The organism is Pseudomonas ekonensis (assembly GCF_019145435.1).
Classification (GTDB): Bacteria; Pseudomonadota; Gammaproteobacteria; order Pseudomonadales; family Pseudomonadaceae; genus Aquipseudomonas; species Aquipseudomonas ekonensis.
In genome coordinates this window covers 1,804,203-1,825,129 of the sequence record NZ_JAHSTS010000001.1, presented here as the reverse complement: position 1 = coordinate 1,825,129, position 20,927 = coordinate 1,804,203, and the positions used below count along the sequence as shown (strand labels likewise).

21 protein-coding genes are annotated in these 20,927 nt (G+C 64.6%); 11 read left to right on the top strand and 10 right to left on the bottom strand.

All coding sequences use genetic code 11. The features are described from left to right. The first annotated feature begins 209 nt into the window (after positions 1–209). Positions 210–1,040, top strand: a complete 831-nt coding sequence (locus tag KVG96_RS08375) for an alpha/beta fold hydrolase (protein ID WP_217891582.1) — start codon at positions 210–212, stop codon at positions 1,038–1,040. A 36-nt stretch (positions 1,041–1,076) separates the two neighbouring features. Here the strand turns inward: KVG96_RS08375 and KVG96_RS08370 are convergent, their stop codons facing one another. Beyond that, entirely contained in the window at positions 1,077–1,469 is a 393-nt protein-coding gene (locus tag KVG96_RS08370; protein ID WP_217891581.1) for a GFA family protein, read from the bottom strand. A gap of 106 nt (positions 1,470–1,575) precedes the next feature. Here KVG96_RS08370 and KVG96_RS08365 point away from each other — a divergent pair, with 106 nt between their 5' ends. Both KVG96_RS08365 and KVG96_RS08360 read left to right on the top strand, forming a co-directional pair. After that, positions 1,576–2,724, top strand: coding sequence for a GGDEF domain-containing protein (locus tag KVG96_RS08365; RefSeq protein ID WP_217891580.1), 1,149 nt, complete (start codon positions 1,576–1,578; stop codon positions 2,722–2,724). A gap of 52 nt (positions 2,725–2,776) precedes the next feature. Then, positions 2,777–3,448, top strand: a complete 672-nt coding sequence (locus tag KVG96_RS08360; protein ID WP_217891579.1) for a class I SAM-dependent methyltransferase — start codon at positions 2,777–2,779, stop codon at positions 3,446–3,448. A gap of 169 nt (positions 3,449–3,617) precedes the next feature. Here the strand turns inward: KVG96_RS08360 and KVG96_RS08355 are convergent, their stop codons facing one another. Continuing rightward, positions 3,618–4,772, bottom strand: coding sequence for an NnrS family protein (locus KVG96_RS08355; protein ID WP_217891578.1), 1,155 nt, complete (start codon positions 4,770–4,772; stop codon positions 3,618–3,620). Continuing rightward, on the bottom strand, positions 4,765–5,022 hold the full coding sequence (locus tag KVG96_RS08350) for a transmembrane sensor/regulator PpyR (protein ID WP_217891577.1): 258 nt from the start codon (positions 5,020–5,022) through the stop codon (positions 4,765–4,767). Before KVG96_RS08350 ends, KVG96_RS08355 begins: the two co-directional genes overlap by 8 nt. A gap of 255 nt (positions 5,023–5,277) precedes the next feature. Between KVG96_RS08350 and KVG96_RS08345 the strand changes: the two genes are divergently transcribed. From KVG96_RS08345 to KVG96_RS08335, 3 genes are all read left to right on the top strand, one after another. Continuing rightward, a complete protein-coding gene (locus KVG96_RS08345) occupies positions 5,278–5,781 on the top strand; it encodes a VOC family protein (RefSeq protein WP_085632643.1) in 504 nt (167 codons plus the stop codon). Positions 5,782–5,816: 35 nt separating this feature from the next. Continuing rightward, positions 5,817–6,650: an AraC family transcriptional regulator gene (locus KVG96_RS08340; RefSeq protein WP_217891576.1), complete on the top strand. Its 834-nt coding sequence runs from the start codon at positions 5,817–5,819 to the stop codon at positions 6,648–6,650. Positions 6,651–6,839: 189 nt separating this feature from the next. After that, positions 6,840–10,517, top strand: coding sequence for a hypothetical protein (locus KVG96_RS08335; RefSeq protein WP_217891575.1), 3,678 nt, complete (start codon positions 6,840–6,842; stop codon positions 10,515–10,517). A 56-nt stretch (positions 10,518–10,573) separates the two neighbouring features. Here the strand turns inward: KVG96_RS08335 and KVG96_RS08330 are convergent, their stop codons facing one another. Further along, positions 10,574–11,161: a LysE family translocator gene (locus KVG96_RS08330; RefSeq protein WP_217891574.1), complete on the bottom strand. Its 588-nt coding sequence runs from the start codon at positions 11,159–11,161 to the stop codon at positions 10,574–10,576. A 170-nt stretch (positions 11,162–11,331) separates the two neighbouring features. Between KVG96_RS08330 and KVG96_RS08325 the strand changes: the two genes are divergently transcribed. Beyond that, a complete protein-coding gene (locus KVG96_RS08325) occupies positions 11,332–11,952 on the top strand; it encodes a LysE family translocator (protein ID WP_217891573.1) in 621 nt (206 codons plus the stop codon). 4 nt (positions 11,953–11,956) lie between these two features. Here the strand turns inward: KVG96_RS08325 and KVG96_RS08320 are convergent, their stop codons facing one another. Then, positions 11,957–12,847: an AraC family transcriptional regulator gene (locus KVG96_RS08320; RefSeq protein ID WP_217891572.1), complete on the bottom strand. Its 891-nt coding sequence runs from the start codon at positions 12,845–12,847 to the stop codon at positions 11,957–11,959. Positions 12,848–13,041: 194 nt separating this feature from the next. Here KVG96_RS08320 and KVG96_RS08315 point away from each other — a divergent pair, with 194 nt between their 5' ends. Next, positions 13,042–13,725 carry a type 1 glutamine amidotransferase domain-containing protein gene (locus KVG96_RS08315; RefSeq protein WP_217891571.1) on the top strand — a complete coding sequence of 228 codons (684 nt, stop codon included), beginning with the start codon at positions 13,042–13,044 and terminating at the stop codon, positions 13,723–13,725. A 32-nt stretch (positions 13,726–13,757) separates the two neighbouring features. On the opposite strand, the gene KVG96_RS08310 is transcribed toward KVG96_RS08315, so the two are convergent. Continuing rightward, positions 13,758–14,174 (bottom strand): VOC family protein, encoded by a 417-nt coding sequence (locus KVG96_RS08310; RefSeq protein WP_217891570.1) that lies wholly within the window; start codon positions 14,172–14,174, stop codon positions 13,758–13,760. Positions 14,175–14,283: 109 nt separating this feature from the next. On the opposite strand from KVG96_RS08310, the gene KVG96_RS08305 reads away from it, so the two are divergent. Continuing rightward, the gene (locus KVG96_RS08305) at positions 14,284–15,366 is read left to right on the top strand and encodes a bifunctional transcriptional activator/DNA repair enzyme AdaA (protein WP_217891569.1); all 1,083 of its coding nucleotides are present in this window, start codon (positions 14,284–14,286) and stop codon (positions 15,364–15,366) included. Positions 15,367–15,466: 100 nt separating this feature from the next. Then, complete coding sequence (locus KVG96_RS08300) at positions 15,467–16,084, top strand: DNA-3-methyladenine glycosylase family protein (RefSeq protein WP_217891568.1); 618 nt, start codon at positions 15,467–15,469, stop codon at positions 16,082–16,084. A gap of 206 nt (positions 16,085–16,290) precedes the next feature. Here KVG96_RS08300 and KVG96_RS08295 read toward each other — a convergent pair whose 3' ends face one another. The 3 genes from KVG96_RS08295 to KVG96_RS08285 form a co-directional block, all read right to left on the bottom strand. Then, a complete protein-coding gene (locus KVG96_RS08295) occupies positions 16,291–17,577 on the bottom strand; it encodes an ATP-binding protein (RefSeq protein WP_217891567.1) in 1,287 nt (428 codons plus the stop codon). Beyond that, positions 17,578–18,285: a response regulator gene (locus KVG96_RS08290; RefSeq protein WP_217891566.1), complete on the bottom strand. Its 708-nt coding sequence runs from the start codon at positions 18,283–18,285 to the stop codon at positions 17,578–17,580. Positions 18,286–18,429: 144 nt separating this feature from the next. Then, positions 18,430–19,038 carry a MiaE family protein gene (locus KVG96_RS08285; RefSeq protein WP_085583496.1) on the bottom strand — a complete coding sequence of 203 codons (609 nt, stop codon included), beginning with the start codon at positions 19,036–19,038 and terminating at the stop codon, positions 18,430–18,432. Between the two features lie 158 nt (positions 19,039–19,196). Between KVG96_RS08285 and KVG96_RS08280 the strand changes: the two genes are divergently transcribed. Further along, on the top strand, positions 19,197–20,060 hold the full coding sequence (locus KVG96_RS08280; RefSeq protein ID WP_217891565.1) for a universal stress protein: 864 nt from the start codon (positions 19,197–19,199) through the stop codon (positions 20,058–20,060). A gap of 119 nt (positions 20,061–20,179) precedes the next feature. Here KVG96_RS08280 and KVG96_RS08275 read toward each other — a convergent pair whose 3' ends face one another. After that, positions 20,180–20,650 (bottom strand): DUF1289 domain-containing protein, encoded by a 471-nt coding sequence (locus KVG96_RS08275; protein WP_085583492.1) that lies wholly within the window; start codon positions 20,648–20,650, stop codon positions 20,180–20,182. Between the last annotated feature and the right edge of the window lie 277 nt (positions 20,651–20,927).

Here is a 20,927-nt window from a genome sequence, read left to right as displayed (position 1 = left end):
GGTGAGTGGCCGGCAGAAAGCCGGTGCGCCTCACTCTAAGATTCAACCGGACTTTAAGGTCAAGCCGATGGCGCCTGTCGGCCGACATTCACGGGACTGATCGGCGGGCCGCGGCGACCGTTCGTAAATTCCTTGACCTTAAAGCCCGCTTCAATCCTAGAGTTGATAACGCTTGTCAACAAACCACCCTGTTTTGAGGAGTCGCGAACATGGGCTATGTCACCACGAAAGACGGCGTCGAGATCTTCTACAAGGACTGGGGGCCCAAGGACGCCCCGGTGATCCACTTCCACCACGGCTGGCCGCTGAGCGCCGACGACTGGGACGCGCAGATGCTGTTCTTCCTGGCCCAGGGCTTTCGGGTGGTGGCGCACGACCGCCGCGGCCACGGGCGCTCGAGCCAGGTCTGGGACGGCCACGACATGGACCACTACGCCGACGACGTGGCGGCGGTGGTCAACCATCTGGGCACGCAGAAGGCCGTGCACGTCGGCCACTCCACCGGCGGCGGCGAGGTCATCCACTACATCGCCCGGCACGGCGAGGACCGGGTGGCCAAGGCCGCGATCATCAGCGCGGTGCCGCCGCTGATGGTCAAGACCGCCGCCAACCCCGGCGGCCTGCCCAAATCGGTGTTCGACGACTTGCAGGCGCAGCTCGCGGCCAACCGCTCGCAGTTCTACCACGACGTGCCCGCCGGGCCGTTCTACGGCTACAACCGGCCCGGCGCCAAGCCGCTGGAGGCGGTGGTGCTCAACTGGTGGCGCCAGGGCATGATGGGCGGCGCCAAGGCCCACTACGACGGCATCGTGGCCTTCTCGCAGACCGACTTCACCGAAGACCTCAAGCGCGTGACGATCCCGGTGCTGGTGATGCACGGCGACGATGACCAGATCGTGCCTTACGAGAATTCGGGCGTACTGTCGGCGAAACTGCTGAAGAACAGCACCCTGAAGATCTATCCGGGCTTCCCCCACGGGATGCCGACGACCCACGCCGAGACGATCAACGCCGACCTGCTGGCGTTCATCCGCAACTGATGCAACGGCGGCCGGGGCCGAACGGCCCCGGTTCACCTACCCTTCCTCGCGCCCCGTCCCTTCGCGGTCGCGCGGGTAGTGCCTGGCCAGGACGAACGGCGGCAGCCACGACTCGCGCCGTACCGTCCACAGCTCATAGGTCGGCTGCAACCGGTCCTGCGCATCGAGCGATCCCAGGTTCACTTCGATTTCGTCGCCCGAGCGGGAGAACACCGACGAGCCGCAGCGCGGGCAAAAGAACCGCCCGCCGTAGCCACTGGGCCGGCCGGTGACCGTCACCGCGTCCTCGGGAAAGATCGCCGACGCATGGAACAGCGCGCCATGGAACTTGCGGCAATCGAGGCAGTGACAGATGCCCACCCGGTAAGGCCGGCCCGTCGCCTCGAAGCGGATCTCGCCGCACAGGCAACCGCCCGTGAACCGATCCATGCTGCACCTCCGCAAAATGGAATATCCGGTGAGTGAAAATAGCAGCCGCCGGGGCGAACGCTTACAATCGTGCGCCCTCTCACCTCCCGATCAGGCCCGCCCGTCCATGGCGCTCGACCCCCTCACGATGCTGACCATCTCCACCGCCCTGGCTGCGGCGGCGGCCCTTTACCTGGCGGTCGAATGGCGCAGCATCCGCGAAGCCTCGCTGCTGTGCTGGAGCGCAGGCTTCGCCACCATCACCGTGGGCTCGACCCTCGCCCTGCTGCGCAGCGGCGGCTATCTGCTGATCGGCATCTGGTTCGCCAACGGCTTGCTGGTGGTCGCCCACTGGCTGTTTCTGCTGGGGGTGGCGCGGTTCACCCGCCAGCGCCTGTCGGGGGGCTGGTACTTGATCGTCCCGGCCTGGCTGGGCCTGCTGTGGCTGCCGGATGACGCCTTGTGGTCCAAAGTCATGCTGATGAGCAATTCGCTGCTGGTGGCCCTGGTCACCCTGCGGGCCAGTTTCCTGCTGCGCCCCCACGGCAAATCGCTGAGCATCGGCGCCGTGCAACTGCGCTATGTGCTGCTGATCCACGGGCTGTTCTATGTGGCCAAAGCCCTGACGGCGGTGGTGCCGGGCACGCTGATCGACCTCGCGGCCCTGCGCGGCGAGATCATCCAGGTTTCCCTGGTCGAGGGCGCGATGGCGATCATGCTGATCGCCCTGTCGATGACCGGCACCGAACGCCACCGCCGGGAAACGCAGATCGCCCGGCTGGCGGCGCAGGATCCGCTGACCGGCCTCTACAACCGCCGCGCCCTCGAGGTGCAGGCGCCGCGCCTGCTGGACGGCGTCTCCAGCGCCCGGCCCGGTGCGCTGCTGCTGATCGACATCGACCATTTCAAACTGGTCAACGACCTGTACGGCCACGTCGCCGGCGACCGTCTGCTGGTGACGCTCAGCGACCTGATCCGCGCGGTGCTGCCCGAAGGCGCGCTGGCGGCGCGGTTGGGCGGCGACGAGTTCGTCATCCTGACGGGCGATGCATCCCACGAGCGGGTCATGGCGCTCGGCAGCGAACTGCGTGAGCGGTTCCACGCCGCAGCCACGCAAGACTTCGCCACCCCGCAGGCCGTGACCCTGAGCATCGGCGCCAAGATATTCGACCATCCGCCGGCCAGCCTGGCGGCGCTGATCGAGCAAGGCGACAGCGCGCTCTACGCCTCCAAGCGCGGAGGCCGCAACAGCCTGCAGGTGGCCGATCACAGCTAGCTTTCGGCCCATGGCCTATCCTTGCCGGCAGTCCACGATTGCGGAGCCCGCCATGCCCACCCCCGAATCCGCCCTCCTGCACAGCTGGCACCTCAACGCGGCGGCCTGGATCGACGCGGTGCGCAGCGGCGCCATCGAAAGCCGCCTCACCGTCACCGATCAGGCGATCCTGCTGGCGATCCTCGGCCGGCAGCCCGAACGGGTGCTCGACCTGGGCTGCGGCGAAGGCTGGCTGCTGCGGGCCATGAGCGAAAGAGGGATCGAAACGGTGGGCGTGGACGGCGACGCCACGCTGGTGGAGGCCGCACGGGCGGCAGGCTCTGCGCAAGTGCATGTGGCCAGCTACGACGACCTGGCGGACGGCCGGGTGGACATCGGACGCGGATACGACCTGATCTGCGCCAACTTCTCGCTGCTGCACCAGGACATCATCCCGCTGCTCGCCGCCCTGAACGCCCTGCTCGCCCCCGGCGGCGCGCTGGTGATCCAGACGCTGCACCCCTGGGCCGCAGCGGCCGGAGACTATCAGGACGGTTGGCGCGAAGAGTCGTTCGCCGGGTTCAAGGGGCACTGGCAACCGATGCCGTGGTACATGCGCACCCTGTCGAGCTGGATCAACGCATTGGACATGGCCGGTTGGCGGCTGGCCGAACTGCGCGAACCGCAGCACCCGCAAAGTCCGCTGCCGCAGTCGTTGCTGCTGATGGCCGAGCGGCGGGACTGACACGACGGTAATGCCCGACGGCCACCCTAGGGTCTGTGTGAAACGTCTTGAGACGAAGGTCAGGCAAGGCGAAAACAGCCGAGGAAGCGGAGTTTACGGGTTGTAAATGAGCATTCCGAGGCTGTTTTCAACGCAGCATCACCGAGTATCAAGGCTTTTCACACAGAGCCTAGAGCCTCGGCTTGAACAGAAACCCGGTGTAACGCAGCAGGAACAGGCTGAAGGCAGCGCACCAGAGCAACACCGACAAGCCCAGGCCCAGGCTGGAGAACGGCACGACCCACACCCGGCAGGCCGCCGCGGCCAGCACCAGCGCAAACCCGGACACCATGCCTTTGGGTGGCTGCAGCAGGCGCCCGGTATGGCCGAGGCAGACCCGCGCGATCATCGCCAGGATCAACCCGCCCACGCCCCCGACCGCCAGCGCATGGGTAGCCAGGCTCTGCTGCCCGATCAGCCCCAGGTGCCACAGCGCCATGGCCAGGGTCGCCAGCGCCATCCAGGCGTAGGCCAGGTACAGCGACCACAGCAGCGGCACGCGCCACAGTCCGCGGTCATGCCAGCGGATCAGGCGCCACACCTGCACACCGCCGACAAGGACGAACAGCGCCGCCAGCCACAGGCTCGGCGAGTCATCGAGGCCGGCGGCGAAGGTCACGGCGATCAGCAGGCTGGCGGGCAGCAACAACCGCGTCGGCCATGCCTTGGCCGGCGGCGCAGGCGGCCGGTTCAAGCCGCGCTGGATGAAGAACGGCAGCACCCGCCCGCCGATGACGGTCATCAGCGCCGCGATCAGCCACAGCGCCGCGAGCACGCCCCGACGTTGCAGGCCGGCGTCATCGTAGTGAATGCCGGACAGGGTCAGCGCCTGGCAGCCCGCCATCAGCGCCAGCACCAGCACGATCGGGTAGTTGTCTCGCTTGCGCGCAGCGATCAGATCCCGCCCCAGCAGCCCAGCCAGCAAGGGCAGAAACGCCCCTTGCACCAGCAGCACCGCACCGACGGGCAGCGGCGCCCACCACGCCAGTCGCCCCGCCAGCCAGACCAGCACCAACGCGATCAGCGGCCATCCGCGCAGGGGCGCAATGCCCGTCCAGTTCGGCACCGCGGTCAGCAAAAAGCCGCCGACAATCGCCGCCGCGAACCCGAACGGCATCTCATGGCGGTGCCAGGCCAGCATGCCGCCCGCCGGTTGCAGGGCAAGCCAATGGCCGTGCAGCCACAGGCCCCAGACCATGACCGCCAGCACGGCAAACCCGGCCCCGGCGAGAAACAGCGGGCGGAAACCGACACTGAACAGCGGCGCCTCGGACAGGTTACGCATGGCAAGCCCTCGCCGGCGCGTGCACAAGCCCCAAGCGGCGCTCCGAGACCAGCCGCATGACGTAGCCGATCTTGAGCAGGGTCGGCCCGATGACGGTCAAGGCATGCATCGTCACCAGCAGCCCGAGCGGCAGGTGGCCCTGATGCAGGTAGGCACCGTAGAGGCCGACCGACAGCAAGGCCAGGCCGGCGACAAGCACCCGGTTCGACAGGCGCAGGACGTTCAGCGGACTTTCGAAGAAGGCGAGCATTTTTCGTATCCCCGTGCGGCTGGATGTGTGCCTGGAACGTTACAACTCCCGTGCCAGTTTCAAAGCCCCGTCAAATCAGGGTCTTGGCGGCGAATGAGTCGATATGACTCGAATTGGATGGAGTCATGCAGACTACTAGACAAGTCATAATGACTACACCCCTATGACTTTGCGACCGATCTGCGGCCTCCCGCACCTCCCCCGGACTGACTACGCTGTTAATCCAGCGTGTCTAACCTGCCGAGGACAACCGCCATGCAACGTTTCCAGAAACTCACGCCTTGCCTGTGGTTCGACGACCAGGCCGAAGCGGCGGCGAAGTTTTACTGCTCGATCTTCGATCACTCGAAAATCACCGCCGTCACCCATTACGGCAAGGCCGGCCAGGAGTTCCACAAACGCCCTGAAGGCTCGGTGATGACCGTCAGCTTCGAACTCGACGGCCAAAGCTTCACCGGCCTCAACGGCGGCCCGGTGTTCACGTTCAACGAAGCGGTGTCGTTTCAGGTCAATTGCCAGACCCAGGACGAAATCGACCACTTCTGGGGCAACCTGTCTTCCGGGGGGCCTTCGCAGGCGCAGCAGTGCGGCTGGCTCAAGGACAAGTTCGGGGTGTCGTGGCAGATCGTGCCGGTGGCGTTCATGCACATGATGCAAGACCCCGACACCGCCAAGACCCAACGGGCGATGCAGGCCATGCTCGGGATGAAAAAGCTCGACATCGCCGAACTGGAGCGGGCGTTCGCCGGCCAGAGCTAATACACTCCAGCCCTGGCCCGCCGGGATACACGACGATGAGACACAGTGCCGCCAAGCACCCTGAGAAAGCGCCGCGCTTCTGGCGCGACGACGCCCTGCCCTTCATCGAGGCACGGGCCATCGCCGATGGCCGGGAAGTCTGCTACGCCCGGCACTCCCACGCGCACTTCTCCATCGGCGCCATCACCGCCGGGCGCAGCACCTATGTGCATGAGCAATCACAGCAAGAGGTCGCCGCCGGCACCGTGGTGCTGATGAATCCCGGCGACGTGCATGCCTGCAATCCCATCGACGACCAGCCCTGGTCGTACCTGATGCTGTACGTGGAAACCCCTTGGCTGACGGATCTGCAGCACCAGATGGGGTTCAGCGCCGACCTTGAGTTCCGGCGCTTTAGCGCCATCCGCTCGGACGATCCCGAGCTGTTCCGCGATCTTCAAACGCTGTACGGCGTCCTCGTCGACCGTCAGCAGGACGTGCTGTGCAAAGAGAGCGCGGCGGTGGAGTTCTTCAGCGACCTGCAAACGCGCCTGAACCCGGCCCAGCCACCCGTGCGCGAGCCGAACGTCAAGCTCGAACACGCGGCCGCCTTCATCCGGGAACACTGCACCCAATTGCTCAGCCTCGACGACATCTGCGCGGCGGCGCAATTGTCGCCGTCGTACCTGATCCGTGCCTTCAAGCACCATTACGGCATGACGCCCCACGCCTTCGTGGTCAATCAGCGCATTCAGTTCGCCCAAGAACGGTTGCGCAGCGGGCAGTTGATCGCCGACGTCGCCTTGGAGGCGGGTTTTGCCGATCAGGCGCACTTTCAGCGGGTGTTCAAACAGCACTTGGCGGCGACGCCGGGGCAATATCGCGGGTAACAAATTTAGTTACCCGCAATCGATAACTTCCGGTTAAACATTACCGTTCCCCTAGGTTGCTCGACCCTATTCAACCGCCGCAACCACGAGTTCCATTTGAGACTTACAAGCCGAAACGATACCTACCGGTCTGGCAGTTTAAATTAACGTAGTCTGCGCCCACATCAAACATATGGTACGGACGCCGACATGAAACACTGGTACAAACTACTGCACACGCAAACACTCTCCGCCGATCAGGCTGAAAGCCGGGCCGCTGTCGCAATACTGAAGGCTGTAATTACCATGAAGCCTCAGGCGGCATCCCAGTTCATGGACATGACACTAGAGGTCGTACCTTTTGATACACCAGGATTTCGCGCCTTTTTTCGAGAGTTAGATTTTTTCATTCACACAGGCAGCCGCTTCGACATTGCCCAACACTCAGCGAGGCAATTGCTCAGACGAACAATTGCGCAGCAAACCTCCAAGGTGCCGACAAGCACACAGAATCCCGACAATGACAGTTGGATAATGGTGAATGATCTAGCAGAGGTTCAGCGTGCCGTTGAAGTCCGGACACTTGGCATTTCACTGTCGCAGAGACATCTCGATCATTTCTCTTCCGCCGATCAGGATGAGGACATCGACCTCATCGCTCAAGCGGCTGCCCTCGCGGGCGGTGTCATCTCTTCATCCAATGTCGTCCCGCTCGTCAACTGGCTGAAGTTTCACCAACTGAACGTTCCGAAGACTGTCGACGACATCAAGAATCTGATTGCGCTGCTGACACTCGAACTGCCGCCGCCCCCACCGCACGGCAATTACTGGGGAGACACCCATCAGGCCAGCGAACCGGAACTTTTCATCGATGAAGACCAGCATTCAATCCTTCATCAGCACACATCCGGACTGACTAAAGTGAATAATACGTCCGCCCGGGAACCACTGATCAGTTACCTGAGCAGGGCACTTTACGTAAAGAAAACCTCAACATTCCTGCGGGAATACCCACGAGAGAGCTGGCCTCTTCTATTGGAACTCCCGTCTATCAAACAAATCGCCCAATCATACATCGAGGAACTGGGACTTCAGACATCGTCATCCGAAACCAACTTGCCAGTTGAACTGTGCAGCCGGGTTTTGGTATCCGCCATCATCAAGGACTTCGACCTTGGCACACACGACAAGAACAGCGCTTTCCGCCGCACCCTGCTGTATGCCCGCTCCAATGTGCAAGCCAACGTCTACCAGGTACGGGAAGGGATAAAGGACTGGTTGAGCTACGTCGACGAAGACGCTGTCCCCTTGGCAATTGAACTGATACTCGCAGGATTGGCGCCGGAGTTTCTGGTTGATGCCCCCGTGTCTGTGACGATCGGCTCACTGGAGTGGGTCATGCTGCGCAAATCGGTCATGCTGGCGGAAAACATTGCTCCGGGCCTGTCCCGCAACTTGTCGTATAAGAAGCTAATGGAACTGGGAGCGATTGCGCCCGCCAGCCCTCAACAGCAGATCCTCCACGAGTGGGTGACATTGCAGAGCATCAAGGACTGGGCAACAGTCAACGACCTTGAGGACGATGCGCACAGCGATACGGAACAGGACATCCTGAAGAACGCGGTCACGCAATACTCGGCACACATCAATACCCTCGAAGAAGCCCAGAACGCAATCGGCGCTCAACCCGTCAATCGTCGCCTGTTGGCAACCAACGAACTGGCGCTTTACAAGCTTGACCCCAAAGAAAAACTGTTCGCCTGGGTGCCACTGAACAGCTACACATCAGAACCGCTTATCGATCTCTATCTGGCAAATGTGTTGAAAGAGAAACGGTACGACAGAACACAAGGCACCAGCATTTTCGAAGAGAACCCCGATCTCCTCACACTGCCGCCCATCAACGACTTATACGCCGAACGGACGAAGGCACATACCGAACGCTACAGGGCCGGGATTGCGACGATGCTGTGCCTGGCGATGTCGTGTTTGCCGAAAGATGACCGGATCGCGCTTGAGCGTGGGAAAATCGGCCTCTATTACGTACGCAAGAATCTGTCCATTAACTTCGATGGCGGAGCCGATCTGCGCAAAAACCAGATCGCGGGTTTCGGCGTCGTTATTCTCTGCCGGCACGACAAACAGATCCGTTGCTTTGAAGTGTTCCCCCACCAAGGCCTGTGCCGCGCCAACCCGGCACTGGCCGAAGCTTATGTCAAAGGCTACGTGCTGGACGAAAGGGGCAGTTGGTTCACCACAGGCCCGAATGGCAACAACGATGGTTTCAAAGTATTGACGCACATGAGAACCGCCGACTTCGACACGCGGGCTTACTTTGCGGGCGGGTCGCCAGACGGCCCACTGGTATACGACATCACGAACATGGGAATGGAGCGCTTCGCCGTACTCGACTACAACGACGGCCCGCAGCGCTTCTCCGCCAGCCCCATGAGCAGTTTCCGCTCGGCACGGTTCGAACAGATCAGCCGACTGATAGCCGAACATCGTTCTCCGCTGACCTACGATCATTTCTACGCCATCGGATATGACAAGACCGATATTGAAGAACGGGACGAGGCCTTCGACAAAACGATTGATACCATTCTCAACATCGTCATCCCGTTCAAAGGCTGCATTGAAGACGCGACGTCCAGCGACCCGGATCGACGAAGCGGCGCCCTCTTCAGTTGCATCATGGATGTCACGGCGGTCGTCACCGTTTTTGCAGGCGGAGCCGGACTGTTCACCAAGGCACTGGCCAGCAGCTCCAGGCTGCTGAACTTGAGCAAGGTGGTCGCGCGTTCGTTGCTGTCGCTGCTCAACCCACTGGACGGCGTGCCGCAGTTGATTCACGGCGGCGCCAAACTCGTCGGCAAGACCGCGCTGAAGCTCAGCCACCTGGGCAAGGCCATGACCCGCACCGGTGCCGACCAGTTGCGCTTGTTCACCGGCGGCAGCGGCACCTATGACCTGATCAAGGCCTTGGACAAGACCGGCTCCGCCGCCCGGATCCGCATGACCCTTGGAACCGTGGCGCATGGGCGTGCGCTGTTCAGGGACGAAACGCTGGAAACCGCCGGGCATGTGCTCAAGCGATTGGGCGACAAAGCGCTGCCGCCCGACGGCATTCCTCTGGCGGAGTTGGACCATTTGTTCGAAAAAGCCCTGATCGAAGCCTCGGCGCAATTGCAACCGGCGCAGGCACTGGAGGCCTTGATCGGCAAGCAACCCTTGCAGGAACTGCTGGGCGGCATCAAGTCGACCTACTTCAAACACTATGAAACCGCGCAAGAGACCACGAACGTGGTCGAGTCGATGGAAGCGTTGGTCACCATCGACGTCAAAAACATCAATGCCCTGAACGAACACCATCGAGCGTTGCTGACGTCGGAAGGCCTGAGCGACGCCAAGTATCACCAGGTGTACGAAGAAGGACGATTCAACCCCACCGGCCTGACCGATGACGCGGACCGAGCGACAGCCTGGATCCTCAATGCCTCCAACTCCAAAGGCAATGAATTCGCAACGCTCAAGGCGCTGCTGCGCGAGTACAGCGGCAACGGCCTGGTGCTGAATGATCCGGCGGTGGTGCGGGAACTGCACAAACGCCTCGTCCCCACCGTTCCGGCCCTGCGGACACCGAATCTCGAGACGGGCTACCCGTCTTCCATCAGCGGCAGCATCATGCTCGACCAGCATCTGCCGAAGCTGGATGCCGGCCATGAGCACCTCGGCAAACAGCTGTACGGTGCGGTGACGGGTTTCCATGCCTTCACCGACGGCAACGGTCGCACCGCCCGGGCCCTGTACGCAGTCCACGAGTTGCGCGCCAATCGCTTCCGCCCGTTGGCGCCCGCCTCAGAGGGGGCATTGAGCGGCCTGGCTTGACGCCGCCGCAGCAAGGCCCTTGCCCTGTCGAACCGGGCAAGGGCCGCGCGCGAAACCTACGGGATCAGCAGGTACACCGCACTCCCCGCCAGCAACAACGCCATCGTCCGGTTGAACAGGCGCATCCCAGCGGGATTCTCCAGGTAGCCGCGCAAGAACGTCCCGGCATACGCCCAACACCCCACCGACAGGTAGCAGATCACCAGGTACACCGCTGCGAACTGCCACACCAGCCGCGCCTCGCCATCGGCGACGAACGCGCCCATCCCGGCCACGCAGGCCAGCCAGGCCTTGGGGTTGAGCCACTGCATGACGGCGCCGTACAGCATCGAAGGCGCACGCTGCGCCTCCCCCGCGCCCAGCTTTCCGTCGTCGGTGAACAGCTTCCAGGCCATGAACAGCAGGAACGCCACCCCGGCCACCTGCACCCCCCGCGTCAGCGCCGGCCACAGCTTCAGCACTTCGTGCAGGCCCAGCCCCATCAGCACCAGCAACAGCACGAAGCCCAGGGTCGCCCCGGCCACATGCCGCTGGCTGGCCAGAAAGCCGAACCGCGCCCCCGCCCCCAGCGCCACAATGTTCACCGGCCCCGGCGTAATGGACGCCACCAGGGCGAACGCCGCCATCGACACCATCAGACTCATCGCACACCTGTTCCCTTTCCGTTGATCCGGTCGTCACCCTAACCGCCTGCGCAACACCCGTATTGAACAAAACACCCCTGGCCTGTACCGCGACGGCCGCGCCTGACTGTATGGGTTCGAACGCACATGCCGCGTGGTAAAAAGGCACACCCGCCAACGGAGCCACCACCATGGACCTCGCCACCCTCACCTTGTTCCTGCCCGCCTGCTTCGCCCTGAACATGGCGCCCGGCCCGAACAACCTGCTGTCGGTCAGCAACGCCACCCGCTACGGCTACCGCCGCGCCTGCGTGGCCGGAGTCGGCCGGCTGCTGGCGTTCGCCGGGATGATCGCTTTGGCGGCAGCGGGCCTGGCGGTGGTGCTGCAGACGTCCGAGCTGCTGTTCTACGGGATCAAGATCCTCGGCGCCGGCTACCTGCTGTACCTGGCGTGGCAGCTGTGGCGGGCCGAGCCGACGGCACAAAACAGCGCCGACGCGGCGCCCGGCGGGATCCTGGCGCTGGCCCGCCAGGAGTTCCTGGTGGCGGCGGGCAATCCCAAGGCGATCCTGATCTTCACCGCGTTCCTGCCGCAGTTCGTCGATCCGGCCCGGGCGATCACACCGCAGTTCCTGGTGCTGGGCCTGCTGTTCCTGGCGCTGGAATGGATCGCCATCAGCGCCTATGCCTACATGGGCCTGCACATGCGGCGCTGGTTCGCCGAACCGCGCGGCAAGCGGATCTTCAACCGCTGCTGCGCGGGGCTGCTGTCGGCGGCGGCGTCGGTGTTGCTGATGGCCAAACGCGCCTGAGGGCTCACTCGGCCGGTTGCCGGCCGATGGCGGACGGCGGGCAACCGAACAGCCGCTTGAACTCCCGGCTGAACTGCGTCGCGCTGGCATAACCCACCTCGTACGCCGCCTGGGCGCTGCCGAAGCCCTGCTGCGCGATCAACTGACGGGCCCGGTGCAGGCGCAGGTTCTTCAGGTACTGCATCGGCGCATGGCCCGTCACCTCGCGAAAGGCCTGGTGGTAGCCGGACAGGCTCATGCCCGCCTCTGCGGCGAGCGCCGCCACGGAAAACGGCGCGGCGGGGTCGCGGCACAGGCTGTCGATCGAACGCCGCACCCGCCCCAACCGGCCCTGCCGGGACACCAGCGAACGCAGGCACTCGCCGGCCGGCCCCAGCAGCATCTGGTAGTGCAACTCGCGCAACAGCCCGGCGCCGAGCACCCGGGTGGCCATCGGCGACGCCAGTGCCGCCAGCAGGCGATTCACGACATCCAGCAGGCCGGGCGCCATGTCGGCGATCATCATGCCCCGCTCCCCCGGATTCGCCGGCGCCTGAATCGGTGCGTCCATGGTCAACAGCAATTCGCTGACCAGGCTGCTGTCGATCCGCACCGCCACCGCCAGCATCGCACCGTCGGGGCCTACCTGCGTGTCGCAGTCGAACGGCATGGGCACCGTCACCACCAGGCACTGGCCGGCGTGGTAGGTGTAGGTCTCTGCGCCCAGGTAGCCGCGCTTCATTCCTTGCGCCAGCAGAACGAAGCTCGGCTCCTGCAGCACCGGCGCCCTGGGCTGCGAGGCGTCGGCGCGCATGTAGGTGATGCCGTCCAGCGGCGCGGCGGTGAAACCGTCGTTGACCGCCAGGGTGCGCAGCCGGTGGGCCAGGGCCTGGCGTTCGTTCGATCCGTCCGTCATGTGCCTTGCCACCCGTCGATATCCGCGAAAGCCCCATGGTAGGCCAGCGGATGCGCAGCGGGCGAGCCCGGCGCCGTGTGCCTGGAGGATTGGGCAAGCCATTTGGGATTTTGTGTATTGGGCCGTCCGCCGACGGCTTCTAGACTTCACCGGCAGTGCGACGACCGTCGCCCGTTCACAAGAGGAGTCTTGCGATGTCCAGGAAAATTCTGGTTGTGCTGACCAGCGTCGAGAAGTACCCCAACCTGAACCGCGCCACCGGCCTTTGGCTGGGCGAAGCGGTGCATTTCGTCAAGAAGGTCGAGGCGGCGGGCTACACCGTGGACTACACCAGCCCGCAGGGCGGCTACACCCCGATCGACCCCCACAGCCTGGCCATGGCCGAGCCGGTGGACTGGGCGTGGTACCACGACAAGGCCTTCATGAACCGGCTCGGCGCCACCCTGCCGGCCAGCCAGGTCAATGCCGGGGATTATGTGGCGATCTATTACGCCGGCGGGCACGGGGTGATCTGGGACTTCCCCGACAACCCCGACCTGCAGAAGCTCAGCGCCGCGATCTATGAGAACGGCGGCTACGTGTCGTCGGTCTGCCACGGTGCGGTGGGCCTGCTGAACATCACGCTGTCCGACGGCCAGGTGCTGGTCAAGGACAAGCAGGTGACCGGGTTCTCCAACGAAGAAGAGCGCCTGGCCGAACTGGACCAGTACGTGCCCTTCCTCACCGAAGACGAACTGGTCAAGCGCGGCGCCCGCTACGTCAAGGCCGACCAGCCGTGGGCCGCCTACGCGGTGGCCGACCGGCGCGTGATCACCGGCCAGAACCCGGCGTCGGGCGGCGCGGTGGCGGACCTGCTGCTCAAGGAGCTGGCCCGCTGAACCGGCCGGGGCGACAGCGGAGGTCGCCCCATTCACTCCGCCTGCGACGGCCCCTTGAGCTCGACCTGGTTGCCGTCCGGGTCAAAGCAGTACAGCGACAGGCCGTTGCCCTCGGCGCCGAAGCGCGTCGCGGCCTTCTCCACCGTGAGGCCGGCCGATTGCAGGTGCTCGGTGATCGCCTGCTCATCGAACGGCTCGATGCGCAGGCAGAAGTGGTCGACATTGCGCCGCTCGGCGCCGGCGGCCGCGCCGCCCTTGCGGCCGATCTCGCCGCTGAGGTCGACCAGGTCGATCATCGACGTGCCGGCGCGCAAGTGCACCAGGCCCAGCTTCTCGTTGCGCTTGACCACCTCGGCGCCGAAGACCCGGCCATAGAACCCGATGCTGCGCTGAAGGTCGGCGACCCGCAGCACGATGTGGTCGATGCGTTGAATCGTAAAAGGCGTCATGCATTCAATCCTTGGGCGGAAACGACCCGTCCACTCTAGTGCAACAGGGAAAAAATTCACTGTCGATTTTTCGGTGGAGCCATCGGATAAGCGGATTTATCCTCGGCCCATGAACATACAGACCGCTGTCCTGCCACCCCACGCCGAAATGGTTCGCGCCATGCTCGAACGCGACACCGCCTATGAAGGCGTGTTCTTCACGGCCGTGAAAACCACCGGGATCTTCTGCCGCCCCAGCTGCACGGCGCGCAAGCCGAAACCGGAGAACGTCGAGTTTTTTGCCCACGCCGACGATTGCCTGTCCGCCGGCTACCGCGCCTGCCTGCGCTGCAAGCCGCTGGACGCCGCTGCCATCGCCCCGGACTGGGTGCAGCGGCTGCTCACGGCCGTGGACGCCGACCCGGAGCTGCGCTGGAGCGATGCGCAACTGCTCGCCGAAGGCATTGAACCGCTGAAGCTGCGGCGCTGGTTCAAGCAGCATTTCGGCATGACCTTCCACGCCTGGCTGCGCACCCGCAGGCTCGGCATGGCCCTGGGCGGCATCCGCCAAGGGGCGTCCATCGACCACGCTGCGTTCGATTCGGGCTACGAATCCCTGAGCGGCTTTCGCGATGCGTTCCAGAAGTCGTTCCACATCACGCCCGGGCGTGCGGCGGCCAGCGAGCCGCTGCTGTTCACCCGCCTGACCACCCCGCTGGGGCCGATGATCGCCATGGCCGAGCGCCGGGGGCTGGTGCTGCTGGAGTTCCTTGACCGGCCGGCGCTGACCCGGGAGGTCGAAGACCTGCAGAACCGCTTCGGCTATGCGGTTGCGCCGGGGCACAACGACCATCTGCGGCGGATCGAAGCGGAACTGGCGCAGTACTTCGCCGGACAACTCAACGCGTTCACAGTGGCGCTGCACCTGCCCGGCAGCGAGTTCGCCCGCCAGGTGTGGGCCGAGCTGCTGCAGATCCCCTACGGGCACACCAGCACCTACGGCGCCATCGCCGCCCGCCTGGGCAAGCCCGGCGCCAGCCGTGCGGTGGGCCTGGCCAACGGGCACAATCGGCTGTCGATCGTGGTGCCCTGCCATCGGGTGATCGGCGCGGACGGCTCGCTGACCGGCTATGGTGGAGGACAGCCGCGCAAGGCGTTCCTGCTCAGGCTGGAGAACGCGGCCGTGCAGCTCACACAGCCATTGGCTTTCTGACCGGGTCGACACACCGTAAAGGGTTTCCATGAGAACGCTCGTCACCCGCCGCGAAAAGGCGTTTCCCCGCGGCGCAGCCAAAGGCCGACGGAAATAGACCATGCCTGACGCCTATCAACCCGCCACCGCCTTCCTGGCCGGCCTGGACGCCGATTGGCAGCGCCACATCGCCGCCGTCGGCCCCTGCCTGCATCAGCCCCACCCGGCCCGCGACCCGTATGAATCGCTGGTGCGGGCCATCGCCTATCAGCAACTGCACGCCAAGGCCGGGGATGCGATCGTCGGGCGGTTGGTGGGGCTGTTCCCGGATCAGGCCTTTCCCCGTCCGGAGCAGATCCTGGCGACCGGTTTCGACCGGCTGCGCAGTTGCGGGTTTTCGGCGGGCAAGATCGCGACGATCCAGGGCATCGCCCAGGCCACGCTCGACGGCGTGGTGCCGGACTACGCCACGGCGCTGGCGATGGACGACGAGGCGCTGATCGAACGCCTGGTCAGCCTGCGCGGCGTCGGGCGCTGGACGGTCGAGATGCTGCTGATCTACAGCCTGGAACGGCCCGACATTCTGCCGGCGGACGATTTCGGCGTGCGCGAAGGCTACCGGCGGCTCAAGGGCCTGGAGGCGCAGCCGACCCGCAAGCAGATGATCGAGATCGGATCGGCCTGGAGCCCGCACCGCACCGTGGCTGCCTGGTACTTGTGGCGGGTGCCGGCCCGCTAGACCGCGTCATCGCTCATCGCCGGCAAGCCGGCTCCCACAGGACTCGGCAGCGGCCGTAGATTCTGTGCCCCCCCCGCAAAAACCTGTTGGAGCTGCGGTGCGACGACTCGACTTGCCAGCGATGAGGCCGGCACTGCCGGCATCTTCAGTGCCTGACCCGCCGCCATCGCCAGCGGTCTGGCTCCCACAGGGAATGGCGGCGCCGGTCAGTCCTGGTGCGCCCAGGTCATGCGGAACGACGCCCCGCCCCACGCCGAATCCCCGACCTCCACCTGCCCGCCATGGGACTGCGACACCCGCCGCACCAGCGCCAGCCCGAGGCCGAAGCCGCCGGTGCGGCGGTCGCGGCTGGCGTCCAGGCGCGAGAACGGTTCGAAGATCTTTTCCCGGCCCGCCAGCGGCACGCCCGGCCCGTCGTCGTTGACCTGCACCTCGTACTGATCGCCGATGCGCGACAGCGACACTTCCACCCGCCACTCGGCATACCGGATGGCGTTGCGCAGCAGATTGATCACCGCCCGCGCCATGAACCGGGGCTCGATCCGCACTTCGTCGACCCCGCACTCGCGGATCACCAGTTGCACCCCGGCCGCCTCGGCCTCCAGCGCCACGCTGCCCACCACGCTCTCCAGCCAGTTGAAGGCCTGAATGTTCTCCCGGGTGATCACCGTCGCGCCGCGCTCCAGGCTGGCGTAGGTGAGCAGTTCGGACACCATCTCTTCCAGTTCGCCGAGGTCGGCGTACATGTCGGCGATCAACTCGCGGCGCTGCCCCGCCTCAGGCTGCTGCTTGAGCTGGTCAAGCTCGAACGACAGGCGCGCGATCGGCGTGCGCAGCTCGTGGGACACCGCATTGGTCAGTTCGCGCTGGTTGGCGATCAGGGTTTCGATCCGCGCGGCCATCAGGTTGAAGTGCCCGGCCAGGTCGCGGATGTTCGAACGCTTCGACAGCTGGATCCGCGCCGACAGGTCGTTGTCGCCGAAACGCACCGCCGCCAGGCGCAGCTTCTCCAGGTCGCGCCAGTGCGGGCGTACCCAGAAGAACAGGACGATGCCGATCATCACCGCCACCATCAGGTAGGCGCCGGCGATGTAGAACGGCATCAGGCTCGGCTCGCCGGGCAAGCGGATGCTGAGCAGCTGCGTGCCGCCGTCGATGGACGCGATGTAGCGCATGTACTTGTCGCGGATGACCAGCAGGCCCTGTGCCAGTTCGGCCTGTTCCTTGTCGGTCAGGCCCAGCTCGCCGGCCTCGACCAGCGTCAGTTCCAGGCCGTAGTGCGGGCGGATGGATTGCAGCAGCGCCTCGCGGCCCGGGCCGTCCAGCCCGCGCAACTGCTCGCCCAGCGTCCAGGCCTGGCCGCGGACGGCTTCGCGGTTGTAGTCCTGCATCTGATAGTCGAGCAGCGCATCGAAGGTGTGCTCCACCGTCTGCAGCGCCAGCACCAGCCCGATGGTCATCACCACGAACAGCCCGAGGAATAGCCGCAGCATCTACAACTCCCACGCGAACGGATTGAACAGGTAACCCTTGCCCCACACGGTCTTGATGCACACCGGCTCGCGGGGGTTGTCGTTGAGTTTGCCGCGCAGCTTGCTGATGTAGACGTCGACGCTGCGGTTGAGGCCGTCGAACGCGATACCGCGCATGCGGTTGAGGATCTCGTCCCGGGAGAGGATCTTGCCGGCGGCGCTGGCCAGCAGCCACAACAGCTCGAACTCCATGGTGGTGAGCTCGACCGCTTCGTCCCCCAGGCGCACCTCGCGGCGGCTACGGTCGATGGCCAGGTGGCCGAACGTCAGCGCGTTGCACACGTCGGCGTCCGGCACCTGGCGCCGCTGCAGCGCCCGCAGGCGGGCCAGCAGCACCGGCGGCTTGATCGGTTTGATCACGTAATCGTCGGCGCCGGACTCCAGGCCCAGGATATGGTCGAGGTCGTCCTCCTTGGCGGTGAGGATGACGATCGGCGTGTCCGACACGCTGCGGATCTCACGGCACACCTGCAGGCCGCTCTGCCCCGGCAGCATCAGGTCGAGCACCACCACCTTGGGCTTGAACTCGACGAACGCGGCCACCGCCAGATCGCCCCGGTGCACCGTGCGCACCTCGTAGCCGTGCTGTCGCAGAAAATGCGCGATCAGCGTGGCCAGGCGCTCATCGTCTTCCACCAGCAGGACTCTGCCAAAACCCAGGTTATCCATAACGACTGTCTGCCGCCCTCTGTGAAGTGGGCGACATTATGGCGGCAATCGGTGTCCGGGCGGTTACCGAAGGCAGCAAAAACCGGCCGCAAGGGCCGGTTTCCTGTGATATTTCATCGTCTTAAGAGTTTTTTACAAATGCCGTCACGCGGCGCTCGGCACGCCGCTGTGGAAGCGGAACTCCACGTCCGGCGATTCGATCAGGTCCTGCTCGACGGCCCGCACCTTCTCGATCACCTGGGCGATGTCCTTGGCGTCGCCGTACTGGTAGGCCAGCTTCAGGTAACCCTGAAAGTGCCGCGCCTCGCTCTTGAGCAGGCCGAAATAGAACTTGCCCAGTTCTTCGTCCAGGTGCGGCACCAGCGCTTCGAACCGCTCGCAGCTGCGCGCTTCGATGAAGGCGCCGACCACCAGGGTGTCGACCAGCTTCACCGGCTCGTGGCTGCGCACCACCTTGCGCAGGCCCGAGGCGTAGCGGCCTGCATGCAGTTGGCGCAGCTCGACCTTGCGCCGCTTCATGATGCGCATCACCTGTTCGTGGTGCACCAGCTCTTCCCGGGCCAGGCGCGACATCATGTTGATCAGATCGACGTGGGAATGGTACTTGGCGATCAGGCTCAACGCGGTGCTGGCGGCCTTGAACTCGCAGTTCTTGTGGTCGATCAGCAGCGTCTCCTGATCGGCCAGCGCGGCCTGGACCCAGGCGTCCGGGGTGCGGCAACCAAGGAATTCGTGGATTTCGGGAAGGTTCATGGGGCTCACGGGCAAAGGGTATCAAGCGAAGGGCGCGATTATACCGGCCTGCCCGCAGACCACCAGCGGCCACCGTTGATATGCATCAAGTCGCAGGCGCGGGTGCAGCAACTATAGTTGTGCAACGCCGTGCCTTTTCATTGCTGGAGACTCCGCTCATGCAAGCCATTCGCAGCATTCTGGTGGTCATCGAACCCGAACATTCGGAAAGCCTGGCGCTCAAGCGCGCCAAGCTGATCGCCGGCGTGACCCAGGCCCACCTCCACCTGCTGGTGTGCGACAAGAAGCACGACCACGCCGGCATGCTCAGCGTGCTCAAGGCCGCGCTGCTGGCGGACGGCTACAGCGTCACCACCGAACAGGCGTGGAACGAAAGCCTGCACGAAACCATCATCGACGTGCAGCAGGCCGAAGGCTGCGGACTGGTGATCAAGCAGCACTTCCCCGACAGCTCGCTGAAAAAGGCCCTGCTGACCCCGGCCGACTGGAAACTGCTGCGTCACTGCCCGACCCCGGTGCTGCTGGTGAAGACCGCCGGTTCCTGGAAGGACAAGGTGATCCTGGCCGCCGTCGACGTGGGCAACGCCGACGGCGAACACCGCCACCTGCACACCACCATCATCGACCACGGCTACGATATCGCCAGCCTGGCCAAGGGGCACTTGCACGTGATCAGCGCCCATCCGTCGCCGATGCTGTCGGCGGCCGACCCGACCTTCCAGCTCAAGGAAACCATCGAGGCGCGCTACCGCGAGCAGTGCCGGGCGTTCCAGGCCGAGTTCGACATCGATGAAGAACACCTGCACATCGAGGAAGGGCCGGCGGACGTGCTGATCCCGTTCATGGCCCACAAGCTGCAGGCGGCGGTGACCGTGATCGGCACCGTGGCCCGAACCGGGTTGTCCGGCGCGCTGATCGGCAACACCGCCGAAGTGGTGCTCGACGCGCTGGAAAGCGACGTGCTGGTGCTCAAGCCACAGGAAGTCGAGGATCATCTGGTGGAGCTGGCGGTCAAGCACTGAGGCTTGCGGCGTCCGGGCCGGCCCTATCGCTGGCAAGCCAGCTCCCACAGGTTCAGCGGTGGCTGCCGAAATGACAGGCACCCGCCGTTTCCGTGGGAGCCCGCCTGCTGGCGATGCCCTCAGTCGCCGAGGGCATCCTTGAGGAAACCGGGGGCGATGTAGCGCTGGTAGTGCGCCTCCGACAGCAGGAAGAACTCCCGGTCGATGGCGTCGCGCAGTTCCGGCAGGTTCCAGTCGCGGAATTCCGGCATCAGCACCATCCCGTAGGCCTCCAGATTGACGATCACCCGCGCGCCCCGGGCGATCAGCTGGTAGGCCCAGCAATATTCCGACTGGTGCGGCACGAAGCGGATCTTGCGCTGCTCCAACTGCTGGCGCAGCAGCGCGCGGTCGAACACCTCGACCTTGCTCGCCATCACTTGTGACAGCAATTGCTCAAGACGCAGCCACACCGCCGTCTTCTGCTCCTCGCCGTAGCCGTTCCAGTGGATCACCTCATGGTGGAAACGCTTGCAGCCGCGGCACACCAGGTCACCGTAAACGGTGGAGCAAAGGCCGACGCAGGGGGTCTTGATGGTCTGATTGGGCATAGAAAGGGCAAAACACGGCAACGCGGAACAGGCCGGTATGGTAGCCCTTTGTCCGCCATTGATCACCCCTCCGATTGCAAGGTCAAGCCGCCCACGGGGCTTGGGAAGGCCCGCCAGACCCGCCACCAAAGTCCAATGCCGGCCGACTTACCTTTAATTTTTTTTTGCCGTAGAATCAGCCAGCCTTTTTAGGCGCCAATGTCCGTCAAGAAGCTGTTTTCAAAGCGTCACGAGCACAGTCGTTCCTTCAGAGCGGTGTTGGCGAACGGTTTTTCCA

Bases quoted from the DNA above. Each gene is read 5' to 3' on its own strand.
- KVG96_RS08365 (WP_217891580.1), top strand. From the start codon at position 1,576: ATGGCGCTCGACCCCCTCACGATGCTGACCATCTCCACCGCCCTGGCT.
- KVG96_RS08350 (WP_217891577.1), bottom strand. From the start codon at position 5,022: ATGCTCGCCTTCTTCGAAAGTCCGCTGAACGTCCTGCGCCTGTCGAAC.
- KVG96_RS08280 (WP_217891565.1), top strand. From the start codon at position 19,197: ATGCAAGCCATTCGCAGCATTCTGGTGGTCATCGAACCCGAACATTCG.
- KVG96_RS08360 (WP_217891579.1), top strand. From the start codon at position 2,777: ATGCCCACCCCCGAATCCGCCCTCCTGCACAGCTGGCACCTCAACGCG.
- KVG96_RS08310 (WP_217891570.1), bottom strand. From the start codon at position 14,174: ATGACGCCTTTTACGATTCAACGCATCGACCACATCGTGCTGCGGGTC.
- KVG96_RS08315 (WP_217891571.1), top strand. From the start codon at position 13,042: ATGTCCAGGAAAATTCTGGTTGTGCTGACCAGCGTCGAGAAGTACCCC.
- KVG96_RS08320 (WP_217891572.1), bottom strand. From the start codon at position 12,847: ATGACGGACGGATCGAACGAACGCCAGGCCCTGGCCCACCGGCTGCGC.
- KVG96_RS08290 (WP_217891566.1), bottom strand. From the start codon at position 18,285: ATGGATAACCTGGGTTTTGGCAGAGTCCTGCTGGTGGAAGACGATGAG.
- KVG96_RS08305 (WP_217891569.1), top strand. From the start codon at position 14,284: ATGAACATACAGACCGCTGTCCTGCCACCCCACGCCGAAATGGTTCGC.
- KVG96_RS08335 (WP_217891575.1), top strand. From the start codon at position 6,840: ATGAAACACTGGTACAAACTACTGCACACGCAAACACTCTCCGCCGAT.
- KVG96_RS08330 (WP_217891574.1), bottom strand. From the start codon at position 11,161: ATGAGTCTGATGGTGTCGATGGCGGCGTTCGCCCTGGTGGCGTCCATT.
- KVG96_RS08355 (WP_217891578.1), bottom strand. From the start codon at position 4,772: ATGCGTAACCTGTCCGAGGCGCCGCTGTTCAGTGTCGGTTTCCGCCCG.
- KVG96_RS08275 (WP_085583492.1), bottom strand. From the start codon at position 20,650: ATGCCCAATCAGACCATCAAGACCCCCTGCGTCGGCCTTTGCTCCACC.
- KVG96_RS08370 (WP_217891581.1), bottom strand. From the start codon at position 1,469: ATGGATCGGTTCACGGGCGGTTGCCTGTGCGGCGAGATCCGCTTCGAG.
- KVG96_RS08300 (WP_217891568.1), top strand. From the start codon at position 15,467: ATGCCTGACGCCTATCAACCCGCCACCGCCTTCCTGGCCGGCCTGGAC.
- KVG96_RS08340 (WP_217891576.1), top strand. From the start codon at position 5,817: ATGAGACACAGTGCCGCCAAGCACCCTGAGAAAGCGCCGCGCTTCTGG.
- KVG96_RS08325 (WP_217891573.1), top strand. From the start codon at position 11,332: ATGGACCTCGCCACCCTCACCTTGTTCCTGCCCGCCTGCTTCGCCCTG.
- KVG96_RS08285 (WP_085583496.1), bottom strand. From the start codon at position 19,038: ATGAACCTTCCCGAAATCCACGAATTCCTTGGTTGCCGCACCCCGGAC.
- KVG96_RS08345 (WP_085632643.1), top strand. From the start codon at position 5,278: ATGCAACGTTTCCAGAAACTCACGCCTTGCCTGTGGTTCGACGACCAG.
- KVG96_RS08295 (WP_217891567.1), bottom strand. From the start codon at position 17,577: ATGCTGCGGCTATTCCTCGGGCTGTTCGTGGTGATGACCATCGGGCTG.
- KVG96_RS08375 (WP_217891582.1), top strand. From the start codon at position 210: ATGGGCTATGTCACCACGAAAGACGGCGTCGAGATCTTCTACAAGGAC.